This window comes from Streptomyces sp. NPDC043867, from assembly GCF_056435845.1.
This window is the reverse complement of the sequence record NZ_JBWKDS010000014.1, coordinates 73,551-93,334: the sequence shown is the minus strand read 5'-3', so window position 1 is coordinate 93,334 and position 19,784 is coordinate 73,551. Positions and strand designations below refer to the sequence as shown.

Genomic DNA, 19,784 nt, shown 5'->3' with positions numbered 1-19,784 from the left:
ATGCCTCCGGCTGTGGGCTGTGGGCTGCGGACTGCGGGCTGCGGGCGAGGGCGCGATCGCACGCCCGGGCGCGCAGCTGCGGAGGCGCCGGCGGCGGGCGAGGCGCCTGTGGAGGGCGGGCGCGCGGGGGCACCTGCGGCAGGCGGAGGCGTCCGTGCCGGAAAGTGGGCACTCGCGCGACTGATCCCGTTCGCCGGCCGCCGGGCCAACGGCTTCGCGCTGCTACTCTTCGTGGTCAATTGACCGCATTTGCGTAACCACAAGGGGAGTGCGCGTGAAGATCACGTGCGTCGGTGGCGGACCCGCGAGTCTGTATTTCGCGATCCTGATGAAGCGCCAGGACCCGTCCCACGACATCACCGTCCACGAGCGGAACCCGGCCGGATCGACGTACGGCTGGGGTGTGACCTACTGGGGCGGACTGCTGGAGAGACTGCGCGAGGGAGACCCGGAGTCGGCGCTCGCCGTCGCCGACGGATCGGTGCGCTGGAGCGACGGCGTCGCCCACGTGGGCGACCGTACGACGGTGCACCACGGCGACGAGGGGTTCGGCATCGGCCGGCACCGGCTGCTCGACCTCCTCGCCCGACGGGCCTCGTCACTGGGAGTGCGGATCGAGTTCGAGCACGAGATCGCAGTAGGCGACCCGGTCCCGGAGGCCGACCTGGTGGTCGCCGGGGACGGCGTCAACAGCGGCCTGCGCACCCGGCACGCCGGTCACTTCGGCAGCGACGTCACACTCGGGCGCAACCGCTACATCTGGCTCGGCACCTCCAAGGTCTTCGACGCCTTCACCTTCGCCTTCGTCGAGACGGCGCACGGCTGGATCTGGTGCTACGCCTACGCGTTCAGCGGGGACCGCAGCACCTGCGTCGTCGAGTGCTCCCCGGAGACCTGGACCGGCCTCGGTCTCGACCGGGCGAGCGAGGCGGACGGGCTGGCGCTGCTGGAGAAGCTCTTCGCCGACCTGCTGGACGGACACGGGCTGATCGGCCGGGCGCAGCCCGACGGCAGCGCCCAGTGGCTCAACTTCCGCACCCTGACCAACCGGACCTGGTACCGCGACAACCTCGTCCTGCTCGGCGACGCCGCCCACACCACCCACTACTCCATCGGCGCCGGCACCACCCTCGCCCTGGAGGACGCGATGTCCCTGGCCGACGCCCTGGGCGCCCACACGGACCTGCCGCCCGCCCTCGCCCGGTACGAACGGGAGCGCAAGTCCGCCCTCCTGCCGGTCCAGAGCGCGGCCCGGCACAGCGCCCAGTGGTACGAGAACCTGCCGCGCTACATCGGCCTGCCGCCCGCGCAGATGTTCGCTCTGCTGGGCCAGCGGCACTCCCCGCTGCTCCCGTACGTCCCGCCGCAGCTCTACTACCGGCTCGACCGGGCGGCCGGGCAGTCGGAGGCCCTGCGCCGCCTGAAGCGCTGGCTCGGACCCCGGCTGGCACGCACGGTGCAGGCCCGCTCCGGCCGCTGACCGCGGCGACGGGGCCGGCCGTCCCGGGGGCGGGTCTGCCTCCGCGACGGGCGCCCTAGGGCCTGTCGTTTGGATCAGGCTGGCTGTGACCGACGGTTCGTCCCGACCGACCCGTGCGTGCCAGACCCCGCGACGCCGGCGTGATCCAAACGACAGGCCCTAGTTCACGCCCTGCGGGCGGAACTGGACGCTGATGCGGGGGCCGGTGGCGCGCGCCGTCTTGGGGACGGCGTGTTCCCACGTGCGCTGGCAGGAGCCGCCCATCACGATCAGATCGCCGTGCCCGAGAGGGTAGCGGAGGGTCTCGCCGCCGTCGCGGGGGCGCAGCGCCAGGTCGCGTGCCGTGCCCACCGACAGGATGGCGACCATGGTGTCCTCGCGCGCGCCCCGGCCGATGCGGTCGCCGTGCCACGCCACGCTGTCACGGCCGTCGCGGTAGTAGCAGAGCCCTGCCGTCGCGAACGGCTCCCCCAGTTCGGTGGCGTACCGCGCGCCGAGTGCGTCGCGTGCCTCGTCGAGGACGGGGTGCGGGAGCGGGGCGCCGGCCCGGTAGTGGCAGAGCAGCCGGGGTACGTCGACGACCTGCTCGTACATCTGCCGGCGCTCGGCGCGCCAGGGGACGTCGGCGGCGAGCTGTTCGAACAGCGCGTCCGCGCCGCGGAGCCAGCCGGGCAGCAGATCGATCCAGGCCCCGCCGCCGAGCTCGGTCCGGCGCAGTCCGCTGAGGGAGTTCAGGCCCACGTCGTCGGTCTGGTCGAACAGTGAGCCCTGGAGGTGCATGGACATATCTGCCAGGATACCTTGCTATTCGAAAATGTGTTCAATATGGCGAGCGGATCGGAAGAGTCGCCTCCGCGAGGCAACCCCGCGGGCGTCGCCGCCGTCTTGATCGGCAACGGGCCGGTGGCCCGCGACGGTGGACCAGGGGTGTTCCGGGCGGATGTCCGGGTCACTATACGCTCGGTGTATACGCATGGTGTATAGATGCGGGACATGCCGGTGTGCGTACGAGGAGAGGTGCTGGTTCCGTGCGCGGCTGTCCGTCCCGTGACGTCCCAGACCGGCCGTCGGGCACCGGTGGACCCCACCGACGGCAGACCGAAAGGCACGCATGTACGACAAAGCCTTCGCCCCGGAGTACCAGGGCGCTCTGACCACCCTGTCGGTGAACTCCTCACTGACCGACGTCCTGGCGGCGGGCACCGAGCAGCTGCGCGCCGCCGAACGCGCCGGAGCACGGCGCGAGGCGGCACGCTCCGGACTGGCGGTCGCCGAGGCGCACCGCAGGCTCGGCCAGGTGACGGACGCCGACCGGGCGTGGAAGGCGAGCTACCGGACCGCCCGCGAGGCCGGGGACACCGGTGCCATGGCGTGGGCGCTGTGGAGCGGCGGCACCCTGGCCCGGCAGCGCGGCGCGTTCCCTCTCGCCCGGCGCCTGCTGCGGCTGGCCGCCGACCTGGGCGGGTCGGCCGGGGACGTGGTGGTCCGCGGCTACTCCCTCGCCGGCCTGGCCGAGACCGGACGGATCCAGGGCGACTACGAGGCGGTGACCGCCCTGCACGAGCAGCTCCTGGCCGAGGCCCGCAAGCGCGGCGAGGCCCGCCACACCGTGTGGGCCCTGGAAGGCATCGCCCAGATGCACCGCAACACCGGCTCCCTGGACACCGCGTACGCGATGTTCACGGAAGCCGCTGAGATCGCCGCAGGCGCCGAGGACCGGCGCGGCCACGCCTGGGCGCTGCGCGGACTGGCCGACATCGTCTCCGCGCGCGACGGGGACACGCGCCGCGCGCTGGAACTGCTCACCGAGGCCGAGCTCTCCTGCCGACAGATGAACCTGGTCAGCGCGCTCGCCTACAACCACAAGATGCGCGGCAACGTCCTCTACCGGGCAGGGCGTCACGCGGAGGCCCGGGACGTCTACGCGCAGGCGCTCGCCGAGTTCGAGGGCATGAGCGAACCCCGCGGCCGGGCGCTGGCCCTGCTGGGCCTGGTCAAGTCCCGGGCCCGGCTGGGACGCGACCGCGCCGCCACGGCCGCGGACCTGGCCGAGCTGACCCGCGTACTCGAGCACATAGGCCTGCGGCACGGCCGCACGATGATCGACCGAGCTCGCGCGGAACTGGGGCTCACCGAGCCGCCGTTGGCCGGGACGGCGCCCTCCGGAAGCACCGGGTGCGCGCCGGGCGCGGTCCCCGTCGGGCGCGGAGCCGGCGACGCGGTCCGCACCCCGGCGGACGGCGGCGGCGTCCCCGCCCCGGCGGACGACACAGACGAAGCGGAGGCCGGCGTCGTCGTCCCGGACCTCGCGGACGGCGGGGACGGCGGGGACGGGGACCGCCGTCCAGAAGGCGGTACGGACAGCGTCGCGCGCGCCGAGGCGGAGGCCCGCCGGTGACCGCCCTGACGACACCCCCGTACGCGGGGAAGCGGACGGCGCCCGCCGACGCCTCGCATCTGCTGCGCCACTGCCGTGAACTGGTCGCCCCGGCGCTCGCGGCAGCGGTCGGCACTCTGCACCCGTGGATCGGCGAGATGGCGGGCTACGCGCTGGGCCGCCCCGGGGGCGGCGGTGCGGCCGCCGCCCCGCGCGCGGGCAAGGGAGTACGGCAGGCTCTGGCCGTCCTCGGAGCCGAGGCGGCCGGAGCGCCGGCCGAGACCGGCGTCCCGGCCGCGGTCTGCGTCGAACTCGTGCACACCTTCTCGCTGTTGCACGACGACATCATGGACGGAGATCCGATGCGCCGGGGCCGCCCCGCGGTGTGGCAGGCGTACGGCACCGGTCCGGCCGTCCTGGCGGGCGACGCCCTCTTCGCCCTGGCCGTCGAGACCCTGACGGCCGCCCCCGCACCGGCCGGCCCCTCGGCCGCGGACCCGCGGGACACCGGGCCGCCGTCCGCGCACGTACCGGCGGCCGTACGGCACCTGACCGCCGCCCTGAGCGACCTCGTCCACGGCCAGGCGGACGACCTGCTGTTCGCCCGACGCCCCTGGGAAGGGCCCGAGGCGGTCAGTACGGGGGAGTACGAGACCATGGCCGAACGCAAGACGGGTGCCCTGCTCGGCTGCGCGCTGGCACTGGGGGCCCAACTCGCCGGAGCGCACAGGGAAACGGTGACGGCGCTCGACCGCGCCGGCCGGCACCTGGGCGTGGCCTTCCAGATAGTCGACGACCTGCTGGACATCTGGGGCGACCCCGCGGTCACCGGCAAGCCGGTCCACGGCGACCTCCGGCAGGGGAAGAAGACCTTTCCGGTGCTCGCCGCCCTGAACGCGCCGGGCCGCTCCGAACTGGCCCGGTTGCTCACCTCGCCCACCGCCCTCGACGACTCCGCCGTACACCGGGCGGCACTCCTGATCGAGCGGTGCGGTGGCCGCGCGGCGGCGCTGACGGAGGCCCGGAGCCATCTCGCGGCGGCCGACGCACTCCTGGAGTCGGCCCCGCTCGCGCCGCGCCCGCGCGCGGAGTTGCGGACCCTGCTGTCCGCCCTCACCGACCGCACGCTCTGACGTCCGCCGTGCCCCCGGCGCCCGAGGGCCGGGGGCACGCGGGATCAGTGCTGCTGCGCCTTCTGCGGCGTCACCTCACTGGGCCGCACGACGACGAACCCGTCACCCTCCAGCTTCAGCTGCACCGCCTCGCCCGAGCCGCCCCGGATCATGGATCCGAACGACTGCGACCGGTGCAGCGAAGTGGTGAGATGCGCGCTCCAGCCGACCACCGCGTCGGTGTCCACGTACACCGGCTGCTGCGGCGACACCGGGATGACCAACGGGTTGCCCTCGCAGATCAGCCCCAGCCTGCCCTGCCCGGTGAAGACACTGTTGAACAGGCCGCCGCCGGAGATGCCCGCGCCCTTCACGGTCTTTATCTCGTACGACAACGAGGCGTCGAAGCAGAGCACGTTGCGCCCGTTGACCGTGAACACGTCGCCCGGCTCGACGTCCACGATGAAGCAGTTCTGCGCCTCGTGCGCGAACCAGGCCTCGCCCTGCCCGCGCACCGACATCAGCGCCAGCCCCTCACCGGTGACCGCCCGCTTGAGCATGCCGCCCACACCCTGGCCCTTGCGCTCGAACTGCAGCGCCCCACGCCAGGCGATCATCGCCCCCTGCCGCGCGAACATCTCACCGTTGACGGCGTACTTGATGGATTTGGCGTTCTGCACGGTCATGCCCGGCGCTACGGCCGGCTGCACCATGTGGTCACTGGAAAACAGGTCACCCTTCATGCGGGCCATCTTGTCCCGGAGCCATCGGTTCCGCCAAGATCGCTCAGCGTTCGGGACCAACTGCCCGCTCGGGTCCTGCTCCCGAGGCGGCCGCGCGGGAGCTTCCGTACGCTGGGCATGGAGGCACACATGACAGTTCGCCGTATCGGCCGGGTCGTCCACGGAGGCCGCCGGGAAGCCGTGGACGCCGCCGACCGTGTCCGCGCCTGGTGCGCCGAGCACGCCGTGCAGTGCACGGACATCGACGTGTGACACGAGGGCGGCCGGCACAGCGCCCACGCGGAGAACGAGGCGGCCGGCAACCCCGACCTCGTCGTCACCCTCGGCGGTGACGGCACCTTCCTGCGCGGAGCCCGCCTGGCCGCCGAGAACGACGCGCTGGTCCTCGGCATCGACCTCGGCCGGGTGGGATTCCTGACGGAGGTCTCGGCCACGGCGGTGCGCTCGGCGCTGGACGCGGTGCGCGAGGACCGCCTGACCGTCGAGGAGCGCATGCTGCTCACGCTGCGCGCCTCCCGCCCGCTGGAGGTACCGGCGGACATGGCCGCACTGATGCGCTACGGCCGCGGCCCGCTCCTGCCGCCGCCCCGCGTGCGCACCGACTGCGAGACCGGTGGCGAATGGGGGGTCGCCCCGAACATCACCGCCCTGAACGACATCGTCCTGGAGAAGCTGTCACGGGACCGGCAGGTGTCCGCCGGCGTCTACCTCGCCGGGAGGCTCCTCGCGTCCTACTCCGCCGACGCGCTCCTGGTCGCCACGCCCACCGGGTCGACCGCCTACAGCTTCGCCGCCGGCGGTCCTGTCGTCTCTCCCCGTGCGGACGCCCTGGTGTTCACCCCGGTCGCCCCGCACATGACCTTCAACCGGTCGGTCGTGGCCGCGCCCGACGAGCCCGTCGCCCTGCGGCTGCTCGAACGTTCCGGGCAGGCCGCCGTCAGCATCGACGGCCAGGTGCGCGGCGTTCTCGAACCGGGCGACTGGATCGGCGTCTACGCGTCTCCCCGGCGGCTGTGGGCCGTCCGGCTGGGACCTACCGACTTCTACGGCCGGCTGCGTGAGCGGATGAACCTCACCGACGCCCCGGCCGCCGTCGCCGACGGGGACGCCGCCCCGCTGTGGCCGCAGACCTCCCCGCCGCCCCCGGACCTCGCCCACCTGGCCATGCCGCCCAGGCCCGCCCCGCCCGCCTGAGAGGACCCGGTGCGCCCGGAAGACAGGTGAGCCTGGAAGACAGGTGAGCCTGGAAGACAGGTGCGCCCGGCGGACGGGTGAGCCCGGAAAGAGACGTCCGGGCCGGCGATGGTGCGTGCCGGCCCGGACGTCAGGTGTGCGCTCAGACGAGGTCGAACCGGTCCAGGTTCATGACCTTGTCCCACGCCGCGACGAAGTCCTTCACGAACTTCTCCTTCGCGTCGTCGCTCGCGTAGACCTCCGCGAGGGCGCGGAGCTCGGAGTTCGAGCCGAAGACGAGGTCGGCGCGGCTGCCGGCCCACTTGAGCTCGCCCGTGGCGGTGTCGCGTCCCTCGAAGGCGGTCTGGTCCTCGGAGGTCGCCTTCCACGTCGTGCCCAGGTCGAGCAGGTTGACGAAGAAGTCGTTCGTCAGCACGCCGGGGGTGGCGGTGAGGACGCCGAGCTGCGACTGCTGGTGGTTCGCGCCGAGGACGCGGAGGCCGCCGACCAGGACGGTCAGCTCCGGGGCGCTCAGGGTCAGCAGGTTCGCCCGGTCGACGAGCAGGAACTCGGCCGGCAGCCGGCTGCCCTTGCCGAGGTAGTTGCGGAACCCGTCGGCCGTCGGCTCGAGCGCGGCGAACGACTCGACGTCGGTCTGCTCCTGCGACGCGTCCACACGGCCCGGCGTGAACGGGACCTGGATCTCGAAGCCGGCCTCCTTGGCGGCGCGCTCGACGGCCGCGGCGCCCGCGAGCACGATCAGGTCGGAGAGCGAGATCCGCTTGCCGCTCGCCTGGGCGGCGTTGAAGGATTCCTGGATCCCCTCCAGGGTCCGCAGCACGCCCGCCAGCTGGTCCGGGTCGTTGACCTCCCAGCCGTTCTGCGGCTGGAGGCGGATGCGCGCGCCGTTGGCGCCGCCGCGCTTGTCGCTGCCGCGGAAGGACGAGGCCGAGGCCCACGCGGTGGACACGAGCTGGGACACGGTCAGGCCGGAGCCGAGGACCTGCTCCTTGAGGGCGGCGACGTCCGCGGCGTCGACGAGTTCGTGCGTGAGGGCGGGCAGCGGGTCCTGCCACGACAGCACCTCGTCCGGGACCTCCGGGCCGAGGTAGCGCACGACGGGGCCCATGTCACGGTGGGTCAGCTTGAACCAGGCGCGGGCGAAGGCGTCCGCGAACTCGTCGGGGTTCTCGAGGAAGCGGCGCGAGATCTGCTCGTAGGCCGGGTCGAAGCGGAGCGCGAGGTCGGTCGTCAGCATCGTCGGAGCCAGGCGCTTCGACGCGTCGTGGGCGTGCGGGATGGTGCCCGCGCCCGCCCCGTCCTTCGCCACCCACTGGTGCGCGCCGGCGGGGCTCTTCGTCAGCTCCCACTCGAAGCCGAACAGGTTCTGGAAGAAGCCGTTGCTCCACTGCGTGGGCGCGCTGGTCCAGGTGACCTCGAGACCGCTGGTGATCGTGTCGGCGCCCTTGCCGGTGCCGAAGGTGTTGTTCCAGCCGAAGCCCTGCTCCTCCATCGAGGCGGCCTCGGGGTCGGCGCCGACGTGGTCCGACGGGCCCGCGCCGTGGGTCTTGCCGAAGGTGTGGCCGCCGGCGATCAGGGCGACGGTCTCCTCGTCGTTCATCGCCATCCGGCGGAACGTCTCGCGGATGTCGCGGGCCGCGGCCAGCGGGTCCGGGTTGCCGTTCGGGCCCTCCGGGTTGACGTAGATGAGGCCCATCTGGACCGCGCCGAGGGGGCTCTCCAGCTCGCGGTCACCGGTGTAGCGCTCGTCGCCGAGCCAGGTGGTCTCGGGGCCCCAGTACACGTCCTCGTCGGGCTCCCAGACGTCCGCGCGTCCGCCGGCGAAGCCGAAGGTCTCGAAGCCCATCGTCTCCAGGGCGACATTGCCGGTGAGGATCAGGAGGTCGGCCCAGGACAGGCTCTGCCCGTACTTCTTCTTGACCGGCCACAGCAGACGGCGGGCCTTGTCGAGGTTCACGTTGTCCGGCCAGCTGTTGAGCGGGGCGAAGCGCTGCTGGCCGGCCCCGGCGCCGCCGCGGCCGTCACTGATCCGGTAGGTGCCGGCGCTGTGCCACGCCATGCGGACCATGAGCGGGCCGTAGTGGCCGAAGTCCGCGGGCCACCAGTCCTGCGAGGTCGTGAGGACCTCGGCGATGTCCTGCTTCACCGCCGCCAGGTCGAGGGACGTGAAGGCCTCGGCGTAGTCGAAGTCCTCACCGAGGGGGTTCGCCACGGCGGGGTTCTTGGCCAGGATCTTCAGGTTGAGCCGCTCCGGCCACCACTGGCGGTTTCCGCCGCCCTGGGTCGGGTGCGGGGCGCGCCCGTGTGCGACCGGGCAGCCACCGCCGTCCTCCGTCTTCGGGTCCGTGACGATTGCATCGTGATTCTCAGACATGGGAATCCTTCCGACCAGGCGGATCGCGGTGCTCAAGAACTGCGGGGGGCGGAACAGTTGAGGCACGGGGCCCGTACTGGGTCTTCCTGTCCCTTGGCTATTGCCGGAACTGATCCTACAATGGACAGAGTCCAAGTCAATAAGGATGCCAAATCCATAGAGAATCAGAACCCGGACGTCCACCTCCGTACCCGCACATCCCACCCAACCCGAAGAGGTGACCGATATGAGCGACCTGCTGGAGCGACTGCGCGGGCGCGGCTGGCGGATGACCTCCCAGCGGCGTGTCGTTGCGGAGGTCCTCGACGGCGACCACGTGCACCTCACGGCCGACGAGGTGCACGCCCGCGCGGCCCGGCGGCTGCCCGAGATCTCCCGGGCCACGGTCTACAACGCCCTGGGAGAACTGGTCTCCCTCGGTGAGGTCGTCGAGGTCTCCACCGACGGCCGCGCCAAGCGCTACGACCCCAACGCGCGTCACCCGCACCACCACTTGGTGTGCTCGGGCTGTGGCACCATCCGCGACGTCCACCCGACCGGCAGCCCGCTGGCCGACCTCCCGGAGGCGGAGCGGTTCGGCTTCACGGTGTCCGAGGTCGCGGTCACCTACCGCGGGCTGTGCCCGTCCTGCGCCTGATGCGGCGAAGGGGAACAACCGCCGTCGGCGGACGCCGTGCCGACGGCGTGCCGGCTCAGCCGCACCCGTCCGTGAGGTGTTCCACGCCGAACGGTTCGAAGGCGACCCGTGTCAACGAGCCGTCGTCCGCCCACCGCACCTCGACGCCGTCCGCGCACGCGACCACGTCGTCGACCGCCGCGGCGGGAGAGGCGGGTTCGGGTTCGTCGGTGAGCATTGCCAGGCACGCGTACACCGCCGTGCCCGCGGCCTCGGCCGTGAGCCGTGGCACCCGGGCCCACGCCGTGAAGGCCGTGCCCCGCGGCGCCCGCACCTCGTCCCGCCCGCTCCAGCCGTGCAGGGGATGCAGCACGGAACCCAGCGGCTCCTCGGGTCCGGTCGCCCAGCCCGTCTGCTCGACGGCCGCGCCGGGCGGGGCGCCCACGACGCGGTGCACCCGCAGCTCGTGACGGCCGCGGACCACGGTGACGCTCTCCACCCGCAGTCCGGGAACCATCGGCGGACCGGCGGCGAAGACCGGCCGGTGCCAGGAGGCCGCCCAGCCCCAGCCGCTGCCGCCGCCCGCCCCCAGCGGGTGTATCCGGCGCCGCACACTGCGCGCCCCGCCGACGACCAGGCCCAGGTGGTTGTCCGCGACGTTCCCGGCGGCCGTCGGGCCGGTACGGGTGGAGTACGCCTGCCGGCCGTAGAGCGGATCGTCCTCGGCCGCCGACTCGCCCTCGTGCGGGCGGACATGGTCGCTGCCGTGGTTGTGCAGCCGGACGATGCCGTCCGAGCACGTGCTCTGCACCAGGAGTCCCGGCGCCGGCAGCGCCAGCACCCGGTCGGACCGCTCGCTGGGCGCCGGCTCCTCACGGGCCGTCCACAGCGGGTGGTCGGCGGGCGCGAGCAGTCCGACGAAGGCCTTGGACGCCCAGTACGGGGAGGCGGGGCCCGAGTAGCGCTGGAGCGTCGCCGCGTGCGGACCGTGCCAGCCCGCGCTGAGCAGGCCGTTCTCGTCCACGGCGCCGCGGTCCAGGAAGTACCGCAGGGCCCCGCTCATCAGCCTCCGGGACGTGCCGGGCGTCAGCGGGGTGTGGCCCGTGACGGCGCCGAGCGCCACCGCGGAACCCGCCGCGAAACGGTAGGTGAGCGAGCGGCCGAAGTGCACCGGCGCCCCGTCGGCTCCGAACAGCAGGGAGAAGCCCTCCAGATGCTCGCGCAGCCTGGCACCGTACGCGGTGCTCCCCGCCCCGGCGAGATGATCGTCGAGCACCGGATACAGGTGCAGGGCCCAGCCGTTGTAGTGGTCGAAGGCCCGGCCGTCGCCGTCGGCGTACCAGCCCTGGCCCCGGTACCAGCCCTCCAGAAGACCGAGCGCCCGCTCCCGCACGCGGGCCGTCCGCGCGTCACCGCGGCCGACCGACTCCAGGAACCCGGCCACCGTGTACGGGAAGAGGTACCAGTTGTTCGGCGCCGGTACGTGCCGCAGGGCGTCGCGCAGCCACTCCTCGACCCGGTCCTGCACGTCCGCGTCGAGCCGGTCCCACAGCCACGGCCGGGTCAGGCGCAGTCCGAGCGCCACCGACGCGGACTCCACCATCGGCTGGCCCTGCACATGGTGGTCCAGGATCAGCGGCCACGACTCGGCGTCGTCACGGCCGGGGGTGCGGGTGCCCGCGGCGATCCCCTCGGCGTACCGGCCGAGCCAGCCGTGCGGGTCCCCGCCCGCGGCGCCCGCGACGCGGAAGGCGGCGGCGAGGAACGTCCGCGCGTACCCCTCCAGGCCGTCGGAGCGGACACCGGAGACCGACGGGCGGCCCGGCAGGCCGAGCAGGGCCCCGCGCGGGGTGGCCCAGCGCCAGGCGGCGCGCAGCAGCAGGTCGGCGGCCGTCTCCCAGTGGGCGCGGGAGTAACCGGTGACGGGACTCGACTCGCGGTCGTCGGCGGGAAGTCCGGGCATGGTCATGCGAGGTAGGCCAGCCTTTCGTGCCGTACGGGATGGGCGAAGCCGTCTCCCGCGGACCACCGGGCGACCTCGCCGACGGCGAGCTCCGCCAGGCGCGCCCATTCGTTGCCCTGGGATCCGGCGAGGTGGGGGGTGATCAGGGCGTTGTCGCAGTCCCACAGGGGGTGGTCCGGCGGCAGGACCTCGGGATCGGTGACGTCGAGGACCGCCCGGATCCGGCCCCCCGTGACGGCCTCGGTGAGGGCTCCCTGGTCGACCACCGCGCCGCGGGAAGTGTTGACGAGGACGGCGTCCGGCCGCATCGCCGCGATGAGCCGCCGGCCGACCAGCCCCCGAGTGGCGGGAAGCAGGGGGGTGTGGACACTGACGACGTCGCATCGGGCGAACAGCTCGTCGAGTTCCACGGCCTCCACACCGAGCGCGGCGGCCTCCCCGGCGGTGACGTAGGGGTCGTGCAGCAGCACCCGCAGATCGTGCGGACGCAGCAGTTCGATCACCCGGCGTCCGATCAGGGAGGCGGACAGAATGCCCACCGTGCGGCGGAAGTTGCCGACGTCCTGCGGGGTGTCGAGCCAGGCGTCGCGGTGGCGCGCCGCGCGGTAGTCCCGGGCGCGTTCGAGGATGCGCTTGCCGGTGAGGAGGATCATGGCCACCGTGTACTCCGCCACGGGCAGGGCGTTGGCCGCGGCGGCGGAGGACACCGCGACGCCCCGGTCCCAGCAGGCCCGGGTGACATGGTGGCGCACGGACCCGGCGGAGTGGACCACGGCCCGCAGCCGGGGGGCACCGTCCAGTACGGACGCGTCCAGGACGGGACAGCCCCAGCCGGTGACCAGGACCTCCACGTCCCGCAGGACGGCGCGGGCCCGCTCGGTGCCGAAGTCGTGCAGGGCGGGCGGCGGTTCGAGGTCGCAGACCCGCCCGAGTGCCTCCACGGCATCGGGGGTGAACACGGCCGCCGCCGCGTCCGGCCCCATGGCGAGAGCGGTCCGCGGAAGGGTACGGCCGCCTGAGGAGGTGTGCATGGTGCTCCCGTTGTGCGTGCGTTGCCTGTGTGAGGTGCGTGCCGCGCCGGTCCGGCGGGTGAACTGCGCGCCGGAAAAGTCCCGTTGCGGCTATTTGGCCGCGCCCGCCGTCAGTCCCGAGCGCCAGAACCGCTGGAGCAGCACGAAGGCCGCGATGAGCGGCAGTACGGCCAGCAGCGAGCCCATGATGACGACGGGGTAGTACTCCGGGGAGACGGACGCGGAGCTGTTCCAGGTGTACAGGCCGAGGCTGACCGGATAGAGGTCCTGGTCGGACAGCATGACCATCGGCAGGAAGAAGTTGTTCCATATCGCCGTGAGCTGGAAGAGGAAGACGGTGACCAGACCGGGACCGAGCATCCGCAGTGACACCCTCACGTACGCGGTGAGTTCGCCCGCCCCGTCCACGCGGGCCGCCTCCAGGACCTCGTCCGGGACGTAGCCCTGACTGAAGATCCGCCCCAGGTAGACACCGAAGGGGTTGAACAGCGCCGGGACGAACACCGCCCAGAAGCTGTTGACCAGCCCGGCGCCGGACGCCATCAGGTACAGCGGCAGCGCGAGCACGGTCTGCGGCACCATCACGGCGGCGAGGACCAGCCCGAACATCTTCTCCTTGTGCCGGAAACGGTACTTGTCGAAGGCGTAGCCGCACGCGACGCCGATCAGCGCGCTGACCGCGGCGCCGATCACGGCGTACAGCAGGCTGTTGGCGTACCAGCGGCCGTACAGGCCGCCGTCCATGGCGAACAGGTCCCGCAGGTTCCGCGCGAAGGAGAAGTCGCCGGGCGACAGCACGTCGCTGCCGAACAGCGCGTCACGGTTCTTCGAGGCGGCGAGCACCAGCCACAGCACCGGCAGCAGGGTGTACAGCACCCCCATGCCGACCACGGTGTTGACGGCGGTGCGGCCGAGCAGGCGGGGGCGCAGGGCGGTGGGGGAGTCGGCGCTCATCGGGCAACCTCCTGCCGGGCGCCGGCGCGGTTCGTCAGGCGGGTCACGCCGTAGGAGAGGGCGATGGTGAAGACCAGCAGGATCACCGAAGCGGCCGCGGCCAGGCCGTAGTTGTTGCGGGTGAAGGCCGCGTCGTAGATGTACATGCTGGGCGAGAAACGGGAGTTGATCATCGGAGTGGACTGGCTGAGCAGCATCGGCTCGGTGAACAGCTGGAGCGCCCAGATGAGGGTGAACATGGCGACCATGACGACGGAGGAGCGGACCAGCGGCGCCTTGACCCCGAGGGCGGTACGGACCGGCCCCGCCCCGTCGATCACCGCGGCCTCCAGGACCTCGCGGGGGACGGCCTGCAGTGCGGCGTAGAAGATCACCATGTTGTAGCCGAGGTTGCTCCACAGGGCGATGTTCACGATGGCCGGCAGCACGGTGTGCACCCCGAGGAGGTCGACGGTGACGTCGGCCCTCCCCAGCAGTTCCACGACCGGGCTGATGCCGGGCGTGTAGAGGTACAGCCAGATGAGGGCGGCGATGATGCCCGGCACCGCGTGCGGCAGGAACAGTGCGAGCTGCGCCCAGGACCGCAGGCGTACGACTCCCGAGTCGAGCAGCAGGGCGAGGGCGAGGGAGCCGGTCACCATCAGCGGGATGTAGACGAGGCAGTACAGCACCACGACTCCGAGGCCGCCGAGGAACGTGGGGTCGGAGAGCACGGCTGCATAGCTGCGCAGGCCGACGAAGATCCTGCGCTCGGGGCCGAAGCCGAGCCCCGGCTGGTCGTCGGCGAAGAAGCTGAGCCACACGGCGGTGGCGACCGGCACCAGGAAGACCGTGGTGAGGAGGAGGAAGAAGGGCGCCATCAGGACGCCGCACGCGAAGCGTTCACGGCGGCGCGCGGAGGCCCGGGGCGTGGCCCCGGCCGCGGATCCCGCCCGGCGGGCCGTCGCGCCGACCGGGGGTGCGGTGGTGGTCATGGGGGTCACCTGCCTTACTGGTGAGGTGCGGTCCGCGTCGGTCAGTCGCTGTGCTCGGTGGTGGCCAGACCCAGCGCCCTCAGGTCCGGCATCGTCCCCTGCTGGGCCGCCCGCACCGCGTCGGTGAGCGACATCCGGCCGGCGCCGGCGCGGGCGAAGCCGTCCTGCATGACCCGGTTGGTCGCGGACATCCGCGGGCCCCAGGTCCAGCCGTCCCGGATGGTCGCCGCTTCCCGTGCGAAGAGGCGGTAGATGTCCTCGCCGCCGTAGTAGGAGCGGTCGAACGCCTTGCGTCCGACGGCCACGAGGCGGGGCGCCGCCGGGTACTGGCTGCTGGTGCCGCTGGAGAGCCGGGCGCGCAGCGCGTCGGGGTGGGAGACCTGCCACTCGATGAACTCCATGGCGGCCTCGGGGTGCGCGCAGTCCTTGGTGACCGCGAAGGTGGAGCCGCCGTGCGTGCCGACCGCCGGGCGGGCGGTGTCCCACTGGGGCATCGGCGCGATGGACCACCGGCCCTTCTGGCCCGGACGGGCGTTCATCTGCGCCCCCGCGTCCCAGGCGCCACTGAGCCGCACCAGGACCAGCCCCTCGCTGAGCTGGGCGTCGCTGCGCCGGCTCTCCACCGCGTTGACGTGCACCAGGTCGTCGTCGACGAGACGCTGCCAGTAGGCGGCGACCTCCCGGGTGCGGGCGTCCGTCAGCGAGACGTTCCACGCGCCGTCGCGGGTGTCGAACCACCTGGCGCCCGCCTGCCAGGCGTACGCGGCGAACTGGGTGGCCCCGTCGGTGGGGAACAGGGCGAGCCGCCTGGTGCGGGACGTGCGGCGCACGGTGCGCGCGATGCTCTCGAACTCGTCCCAGGTGCGCGGGACGCGGAGCCCGTAGTGGTCGAACAGGTCGGTGCGGTAGTGCATCACCATCGGTTCCACGTCGAGGGGGACCGTGAAGACCCTGTTCTCGAATGTGGTGAGGCCGAGGGCCTGGGGGAGCAGCTTCCCGCGCAGCCGGTCGCTCACCAGGGAGGTGATGTCGCGGGCGACGCCGTCGATGGCGAAGCCGGGCACCTGGGGGTACTCGATGGTGGCCACGTCCGGGGCGTTGCCCGCCCGGGCGGCGTTGCTGAGTTTGGCGTAACCGCCCTGCCCGCCCGACGGGATCTGCTGGAAGTCGACCTGCACGCGGTCGTGCGTGCGGTTGAACGCGTCGACCACTTCCTGACTGCCCCGCAGCGCGGACCAGAAGGTGATGCGGGTCGCGCCGCCCCCGCTCCGCGCTCCCCGGTTCTCCCCCGGGGAACAGCCGCTCGCCGCACCCGTGAGGGGAACGGCGGCGAGCGTGGTGAGCAGGGACCGGCGGCTCGGTCGGCCAGGCATGGACGCCTCCTGCGGCTCAGGTGCGAGACACGGGCATCCTGATCGACTGAGTGAGCGAGGGTCAAGAGACCGATCAGAAGAAGCTCAAGCGGTCAAACGATCACTCTGGAACGGGTGGATCCCCGTACCTTCAGCTCGGGGAGCAGCTCCACCCGGCGGGGCCGGCCGGCCGCCGGTCCTGCCGGCTGTGCGAGACGCTCCAGCAGAAGTGCGGCCGCGACCCGGCCGACCTCGGACTTGGGCGGGGAGACGGCGGTCAGCGGCGTGCTGCCCAGGGCCGCCACCACGTCGTCGTAGGCCACGACCGAGCAGTCCTCGGGAACGCGCACCCCGCTGTCGTTCAGCTGCTGCACCAGCATCAGCGCGTCCACGTCCCCGTGCAGCACGGCGCCCGTCGCGCCCCGCTCGCGCAGCAGGGCCGCCAGGGACCGCGGCACCGCCTCGGCGGAGTCCGCCCCGGCGTCCTTCGCGCTGAGGACGACCACCGAGTCCTCGATCCCGGGCCGCGCGGCGACGATGTCGGCGAAGGCGGCCCGCAGCGCGCGGGCCGTGGGGCTGTCGTCGCGCGCCGCGAGGACGATCCGCCGGTGGCCGAGGGCGGTCAGGTGCTCCAGGCCGAGCCACATCCCGTACCAGTGGTCCGAGCAGACCGAGTCGAGGGCGTGCAGCGGGCTGCCGGGGCGGGGCCGCCGTTCCATGACGACCGTGGGCACCTCCGTGCGCGACAGCCAGTCCGCGTCGGCGTCCTCCGCCGCGGCGGTCCGCCAGCGGGGCGCGATGAGCAGCCCCCGGGCGCCGTCGGCCAGCGCCCGCTCGACGATGGGACGCTCCGTGCCGGGCGCCTGCGGGGTGATGTGCAGGGCGACGCGTGTCCCGGCCGCCTCCAGGACGGCCCGCGCGCCGTCCATCGCCTCGTACAGATAGGTGTGCCGCTCCGGCACCACCAGCGCCACCGGGCCGCCCTGCCGCTCCGGCCCGGCGGACGGGGCGACGGCGGGCTCCAGCACGGCGGTGACCGGGCGGGCAACCCCGTGGCCGCGGCGCAGCCTGCCGGCCCGGGCCAGCTCCTCGACGTCCCGCCGGGCGGTGACCACCGAGACCTCCAGCTCGGCGGCCAGCTCGGTCACCTTGACGGCCCCTCGGGACTCCACGACCGCGAGGATCCGCTGCCGCCTGACATCGCCCGGTTCCCGCATGCCCGTGATCCCCTCGCGGCACGATCGCCTCGTGTTCGTTTGACCGTTTCGAGGCGAGCATAGCGGCCGGGCGTCCGCCGCGGGACCGGAGGGGATCACTCCTTCGGAGCACCGGTGCGGCGCGCGGTCCGGACAGGGCCGCACCGCGCGCACCTGATCGACGTGCGCGTTCAGCTGAAGGGATCCAGCGTGAGGTACGCCTGCCGCGGGTTGCCGTCATGCACCAGCGACTCGTGGTTGCCGACGTCGTCGAAGGCGAACGCGTAGGCCTTGCCGTCGGCCATCTGCGCGTGGATCTTCCGGGCGTAGTGGTTGGTCACCCCGTCCTGGTAGAAGCTCGCGGAGCCGGTGTCGGGCTGGTTCGGATTGACCAGGAGCGTGGAGCGGTTGAACCCCGCGCACAGGGTGCGGGAGATCGGACCGCGCACCAGGTCGTTCGGGGCGTCCAGGAGCTTGTAACAGCCGAAGACGCTGTCCGAGTCCGGCTTCTGGAAGCTGGTGACGACGGCGCCCGAGCTGTTGGTGAAGTTCATGACGTTCCCGGAGACCCGGCCGTAGTACCTGGTGTTCGGCTGGTCCGCGAACGGTGTCACCGTCAGCGTCGACGAACTGTACTTCTGCCACACGCGGTTGACGTAGTCGTCCATCACGGTGGCCGGCAGCGCGCCGCTCTCGATGCCGTGGCCGGGGGCGAGGGCCCGCAGGACGGTGCCGTCCGGAGCGGTCTGGATCAGGTTGGCCCACCCGCCCGGCTGTCCCCTGAGGGCGTTGAAGAACCCGTTGTACCCACCGGGCTTGAGGTGTCCGGTGTTCTTCGAGGTGCCGTCGGCGAGCTGCACCCCGACGGCGTACGGCGCCGAGAACATGTCGACCTGCGTGCTGTTGATCCACAGGCCGCTGTCGTTGAGCGTGTACTCGGACCAGTTGAAGAGGATGTTGCGGTTGGGATCGCTCGGGTTCTGCACGGCCGGCTGCACGAGACCGCCGGTGGTCAGCCGGAAGTCGAGCTTCCTGCCGTAGGAGAAGTAGATCCGCCCGGAGAACTTCGGGATCCGGATCGTCTTCGACTGTCCGTTGGCCGGTCCCGTGATCGACGCGTCGGGCGCGGGAGTCGGCGGATTACCGCCCGCGGGCCACGGGTGGAAGGTGCCGCTCTCGTCGGCCCAGCCCTGCCGGCCCGTCGACAGCTGGGTGCCGAGGTCGTAGATGTAGACCGGGTCGCTGCGCCCGGAGTTGTTCGTGAACTGGAGCGGGATGGTGGCCGGGACGGCTGCCTCGGCGGGGGACGGGGTCCCGAACGTCAGCAGGGCCGCGGCGATCGTGGCCGCGGCCGTCATCAGGGATCGCAGTCTGAGTTGTCTGGACACTCTCAGCCTCCTCACGAGGTGGATCTCCTACGGACGGAAGCCGTCCGGATGCGCTGTGAGAGCGCTCTCAATGTTGCGCCAGGTTGCGTACATGTCAACTACTTGCGCACGGGGCGATGCACAACGACCCCTGCTGCGGGGCCCGTTGGCCGTGCGGCGCTCCACTGCTCGTTGACACCTGAGCGGTGTGCCCACCCCAATGGCCCGGCGCGGTTCGCGGCGTCCGGAGTCCGCGCGGAGCATGGGGCGTACGCGTGCGTACGACGGGCGCCGAACCGGCGGGAAGAGGAAGAACGGCCATGATCACACGAATCGCAGAAGACGGGGACCGACCGCGCCCAGCACGTCGGAGCGCCGCTGCCGACCGCCGCCGGACCCGGCCCCGCAGGACCGGCCGACGGGCGGCCGGGACGGCGCGCGGTCGCCGGACCGTCGCTCTGGTGTCCGCGCTCCTCGGCGGTGCCGTGCTCGTCTCGTGTGCCACGGACAGCGGCGGCGACGAGGGCGGGGCCTCGGTGAGTTCACGGCCGAGCACGCCCGACAAGTCCTCGTTCACCGGGACCCCGCCGTCCGCGCTGGCCTCGTCCGCGGCGTCCGCCATCAACTCCGCCCGGGCCTCCGCGTCGGCGGCCGCCTCCTCGGCGTCCGCCGCCGCGTCCTCGTTCGAGGCGTCCGTCGAGGCCGACACGGCCCGCGCCTCCGCCGCGGCGGAGGCGGAACTCAAGAAGGTGCAGGGCCGCGGCAACGCCCTGTCCGAGGTCGCGATGAGCGGGCTCCCGAAGTCGGAGACCGGCGGACTGCTCGCCGTACTCGTCGCCATCACCAACAAGAGCGGCGGGCAGGCCTCGTACGCGGTGCGGGTCGACTTCAGGAACGCCGACGACGAGGTCGTGGAGACCAGGTACGTGGGAGCGCAGGACCTCGCCCCGGGGAAGAAGGCCCAGCCGGTCGTCATCAGCCGGGAGCCCGCCGAGCCGAGGCTGACCCCGTACCTGGCGAAGGCCCAGCGCTACTGACCCGCGCCGCGGGG

15 protein-coding genes and 1 pseudogene are annotated in these 19,784 nt (G+C 72.6%); 6 read left to right on the top strand and 10 right to left on the bottom strand.

Annotated elements, in window-relative coordinates:
- Positions 1-274 precede the first annotated feature (274 nt).
- Entirely contained in the window at positions 275-1,480 is a 1,206-nt protein-coding gene (locus AC069T_RS16330; protein ID WP_478783380.1) for an FAD-dependent monooxygenase, read from the top strand.
- Between the two features lie 159 nt (positions 1,481-1,639).
- On the opposite strand, the gene AC069T_RS16325 is transcribed toward AC069T_RS16330, so the two are convergent.
- Positions 1,640-2,266 carry an alpha-ketoglutarate-dependent dioxygenase AlkB gene (locus tag AC069T_RS16325; protein ID WP_478783379.1) on the bottom strand — a complete coding sequence of 209 codons (627 nt, stop codon included), beginning with the start codon at positions 2,264-2,266 and terminating at the stop codon, positions 1,640-1,642.
- Between the two features lie 325 nt (positions 2,267-2,591).
- On the opposite strand from AC069T_RS16325, the gene AC069T_RS16320 reads away from it, so the two are divergent.
- Together AC069T_RS16320 and AC069T_RS16315 are read left to right on the top strand one after the other, a co-directional pair.
- Positions 2,592-3,878: a tetratricopeptide repeat protein gene (locus tag AC069T_RS16320; protein ID WP_478783378.1), complete on the top strand. Its 1,287-nt coding sequence runs from the start codon at positions 2,592-2,594 to the stop codon at positions 3,876-3,878.
- Between the two features lie 5 nt (positions 3,879-3,883).
- Complete coding sequence (locus AC069T_RS16315) at positions 3,884-4,990, top strand: polyprenyl synthetase family protein (RefSeq protein WP_478783456.1); 1,107 nt, start codon at positions 3,884-3,886, stop codon at positions 4,988-4,990.
- Positions 4,991-5,034: 44 nt separating this feature from the next.
- Here the strand turns inward: AC069T_RS16315 and AC069T_RS16310 are convergent, their stop codons facing one another.
- Positions 5,035-5,712: an AIM24 family protein gene (locus AC069T_RS16310; protein WP_476751155.1), complete on the bottom strand. Its 678-nt coding sequence runs from the start codon at positions 5,710-5,712 to the stop codon at positions 5,035-5,037.
- A 129-nt stretch (positions 5,713-5,841) separates the two neighbouring features.
- On the opposite strand from AC069T_RS16310, the pseudogene AC069T_RS16305 reads away from it, so the two are divergent.
- Positions 5,842-6,906 (top strand): annotated as a pseudogene (locus AC069T_RS16305) (NAD(+)/NADH kinase).
- 142 nt (positions 6,907-7,048) lie between these two features.
- On the opposite strand, the gene katG reads toward AC069T_RS16305, so the two are convergent.
- A complete protein-coding gene (katG, locus tag AC069T_RS16300; protein WP_478783377.1) occupies positions 7,049-9,280 on the bottom strand; it encodes a catalase/peroxidase HPI in 2,232 nt (743 codons plus the stop codon).
- A gap of 226 nt (positions 9,281-9,506) precedes the next feature.
- On the opposite strand from katG, the gene AC069T_RS16295 reads away from it, so the two are divergent.
- Positions 9,507-9,917: a Fur family transcriptional regulator gene (locus AC069T_RS16295; protein WP_478783376.1), complete on the top strand. Its 411-nt coding sequence runs from the start codon at positions 9,507-9,509 to the stop codon at positions 9,915-9,917.
- A 55-nt stretch (positions 9,918-9,972) separates the two neighbouring features.
- On the opposite strand, the gene AC069T_RS16290 is transcribed toward AC069T_RS16295, so the two are convergent.
- The 7 genes from AC069T_RS16290 to AC069T_RS16260 form a co-directional block, all read right to left on the bottom strand.
- Positions 9,973-11,865 carry a DUF2264 domain-containing protein gene (locus tag AC069T_RS16290; protein WP_478783375.1) on the bottom strand — a complete coding sequence of 631 codons (1,893 nt, stop codon included), beginning with the start codon at positions 11,863-11,865 and terminating at the stop codon, positions 9,973-9,975.
- A complete protein-coding gene (locus AC069T_RS16285) occupies positions 11,862-12,890 on the bottom strand; it encodes a hydroxyacid dehydrogenase (RefSeq protein WP_478783374.1) in 1,029 nt (342 codons plus the stop codon). The genes AC069T_RS16290 and AC069T_RS16285 overlap by 4 nt, the downstream gene beginning before the upstream one ends.
- 90 nt (positions 12,891-12,980) lie before the next feature.
- On the bottom strand, positions 12,981-13,844 hold the full coding sequence (locus AC069T_RS16280; protein ID WP_478783373.1) for a carbohydrate ABC transporter permease: 864 nt from the start codon (positions 13,842-13,844) through the stop codon (positions 12,981-12,983).
- On the bottom strand, positions 13,841-14,818 hold the full coding sequence (locus tag AC069T_RS16275) for a carbohydrate ABC transporter permease (protein WP_478783372.1): 978 nt from the start codon (positions 14,816-14,818) through the stop codon (positions 13,841-13,843). The genes AC069T_RS16280 and AC069T_RS16275 overlap by 4 nt, the downstream gene beginning before the upstream one ends.
- Positions 14,819-14,859: 41 nt before the next feature.
- Positions 14,860-16,191: an ABC transporter substrate-binding protein gene (locus AC069T_RS16270; protein WP_478783371.1), complete on the bottom strand. Its 1,332-nt coding sequence runs from the start codon at positions 16,189-16,191 to the stop codon at positions 14,860-14,862.
- A gap of 92 nt (positions 16,192-16,283) precedes the next feature.
- On the bottom strand, positions 16,284-17,387 hold the full coding sequence (locus tag AC069T_RS16265; protein ID WP_478783370.1) for a substrate-binding domain-containing protein: 1,104 nt from the start codon (positions 17,385-17,387) through the stop codon (positions 16,284-16,286).
- 170 nt (positions 17,388-17,557) lie between these two features.
- Positions 17,558-18,724 carry a glycoside hydrolase family 64 protein gene (locus tag AC069T_RS16260; protein ID WP_478783455.1) on the bottom strand — a complete coding sequence of 389 codons (1,167 nt, stop codon included), beginning with the start codon at positions 18,722-18,724 and terminating at the stop codon, positions 17,558-17,560.
- Between the two features lie 470 nt (positions 18,725-19,194).
- Here AC069T_RS16260 and AC069T_RS16255 point away from each other — a divergent pair, with 470 nt between their 5' ends.
- Complete coding sequence (locus tag AC069T_RS16255; protein WP_478783369.1) at positions 19,195-19,770, top strand: hypothetical protein; 576 nt, start codon at positions 19,195-19,197, stop codon at positions 19,768-19,770.
- Positions 19,771-19,784: the final 14 nt, after the last annotated feature.

Coding starts and splice junctions, on each gene's coding strand:
- AC069T_RS16325 (WP_478783379.1), bottom strand. CDS start 2,266: ATGTCCATGCACCTCCAGGGCTCACTGTTCGACCAGACCGACGACGTG.
- AC069T_RS16320 (WP_478783378.1), top strand. CDS start 2,592: ATGTACGACAAAGCCTTCGCCCCGGAGTACCAGGGCGCTCTGACCACC.
- AC069T_RS16310 (WP_476751155.1), bottom strand. CDS start 5,712: ATGAAGGGTGACCTGTTTTCCAGTGACCACATGGTGCAGCCGGCCGTA.
- katG (WP_478783377.1), bottom strand. CDS start 9,280: ATGTCTGAGAATCACGATGCAATCGTCACGGACCCGAAGACGGAGGAC.
- AC069T_RS16295 (WP_478783376.1), top strand. CDS start 9,507: ATGAGCGACCTGCTGGAGCGACTGCGCGGGCGCGGCTGGCGGATGACC.
- AC069T_RS16290 (WP_478783375.1), bottom strand. CDS start 11,865: ATGACCATGCCCGGACTTCCCGCCGACGACCGCGAGTCGAGTCCCGTC.
- AC069T_RS16285 (WP_478783374.1), bottom strand. CDS start 12,890: ATGCACACCTCCTCAGGCGGCCGTACCCTTCCGCGGACCGCTCTCGCC.
- AC069T_RS16280 (WP_478783373.1), bottom strand. CDS start 13,844: ATGAGCGCCGACTCCCCCACCGCCCTGCGCCCCCGCCTGCTCGGCCGC.
- AC069T_RS16275 (WP_478783372.1), bottom strand. CDS start 14,818: ATGACCACCACCGCACCCCCGGTCGGCGCGACGGCCCGCCGGGCGGGA.
- AC069T_RS16270 (WP_478783371.1), bottom strand. CDS start 16,191: ATGCCTGGCCGACCGAGCCGCCGGTCCCTGCTCACCACGCTCGCCGCC.
- AC069T_RS16265 (WP_478783370.1), bottom strand. CDS start 17,387: ATGCGGGAACCGGGCGATGTCAGGCGGCAGCGGATCCTCGCGGTCGTG.
- AC069T_RS16260 (WP_478783455.1), bottom strand. CDS start 18,724: ATGACGGCCGCGGCCACGATCGCCGCGGCCCTGCTGACGTTCGGGACC.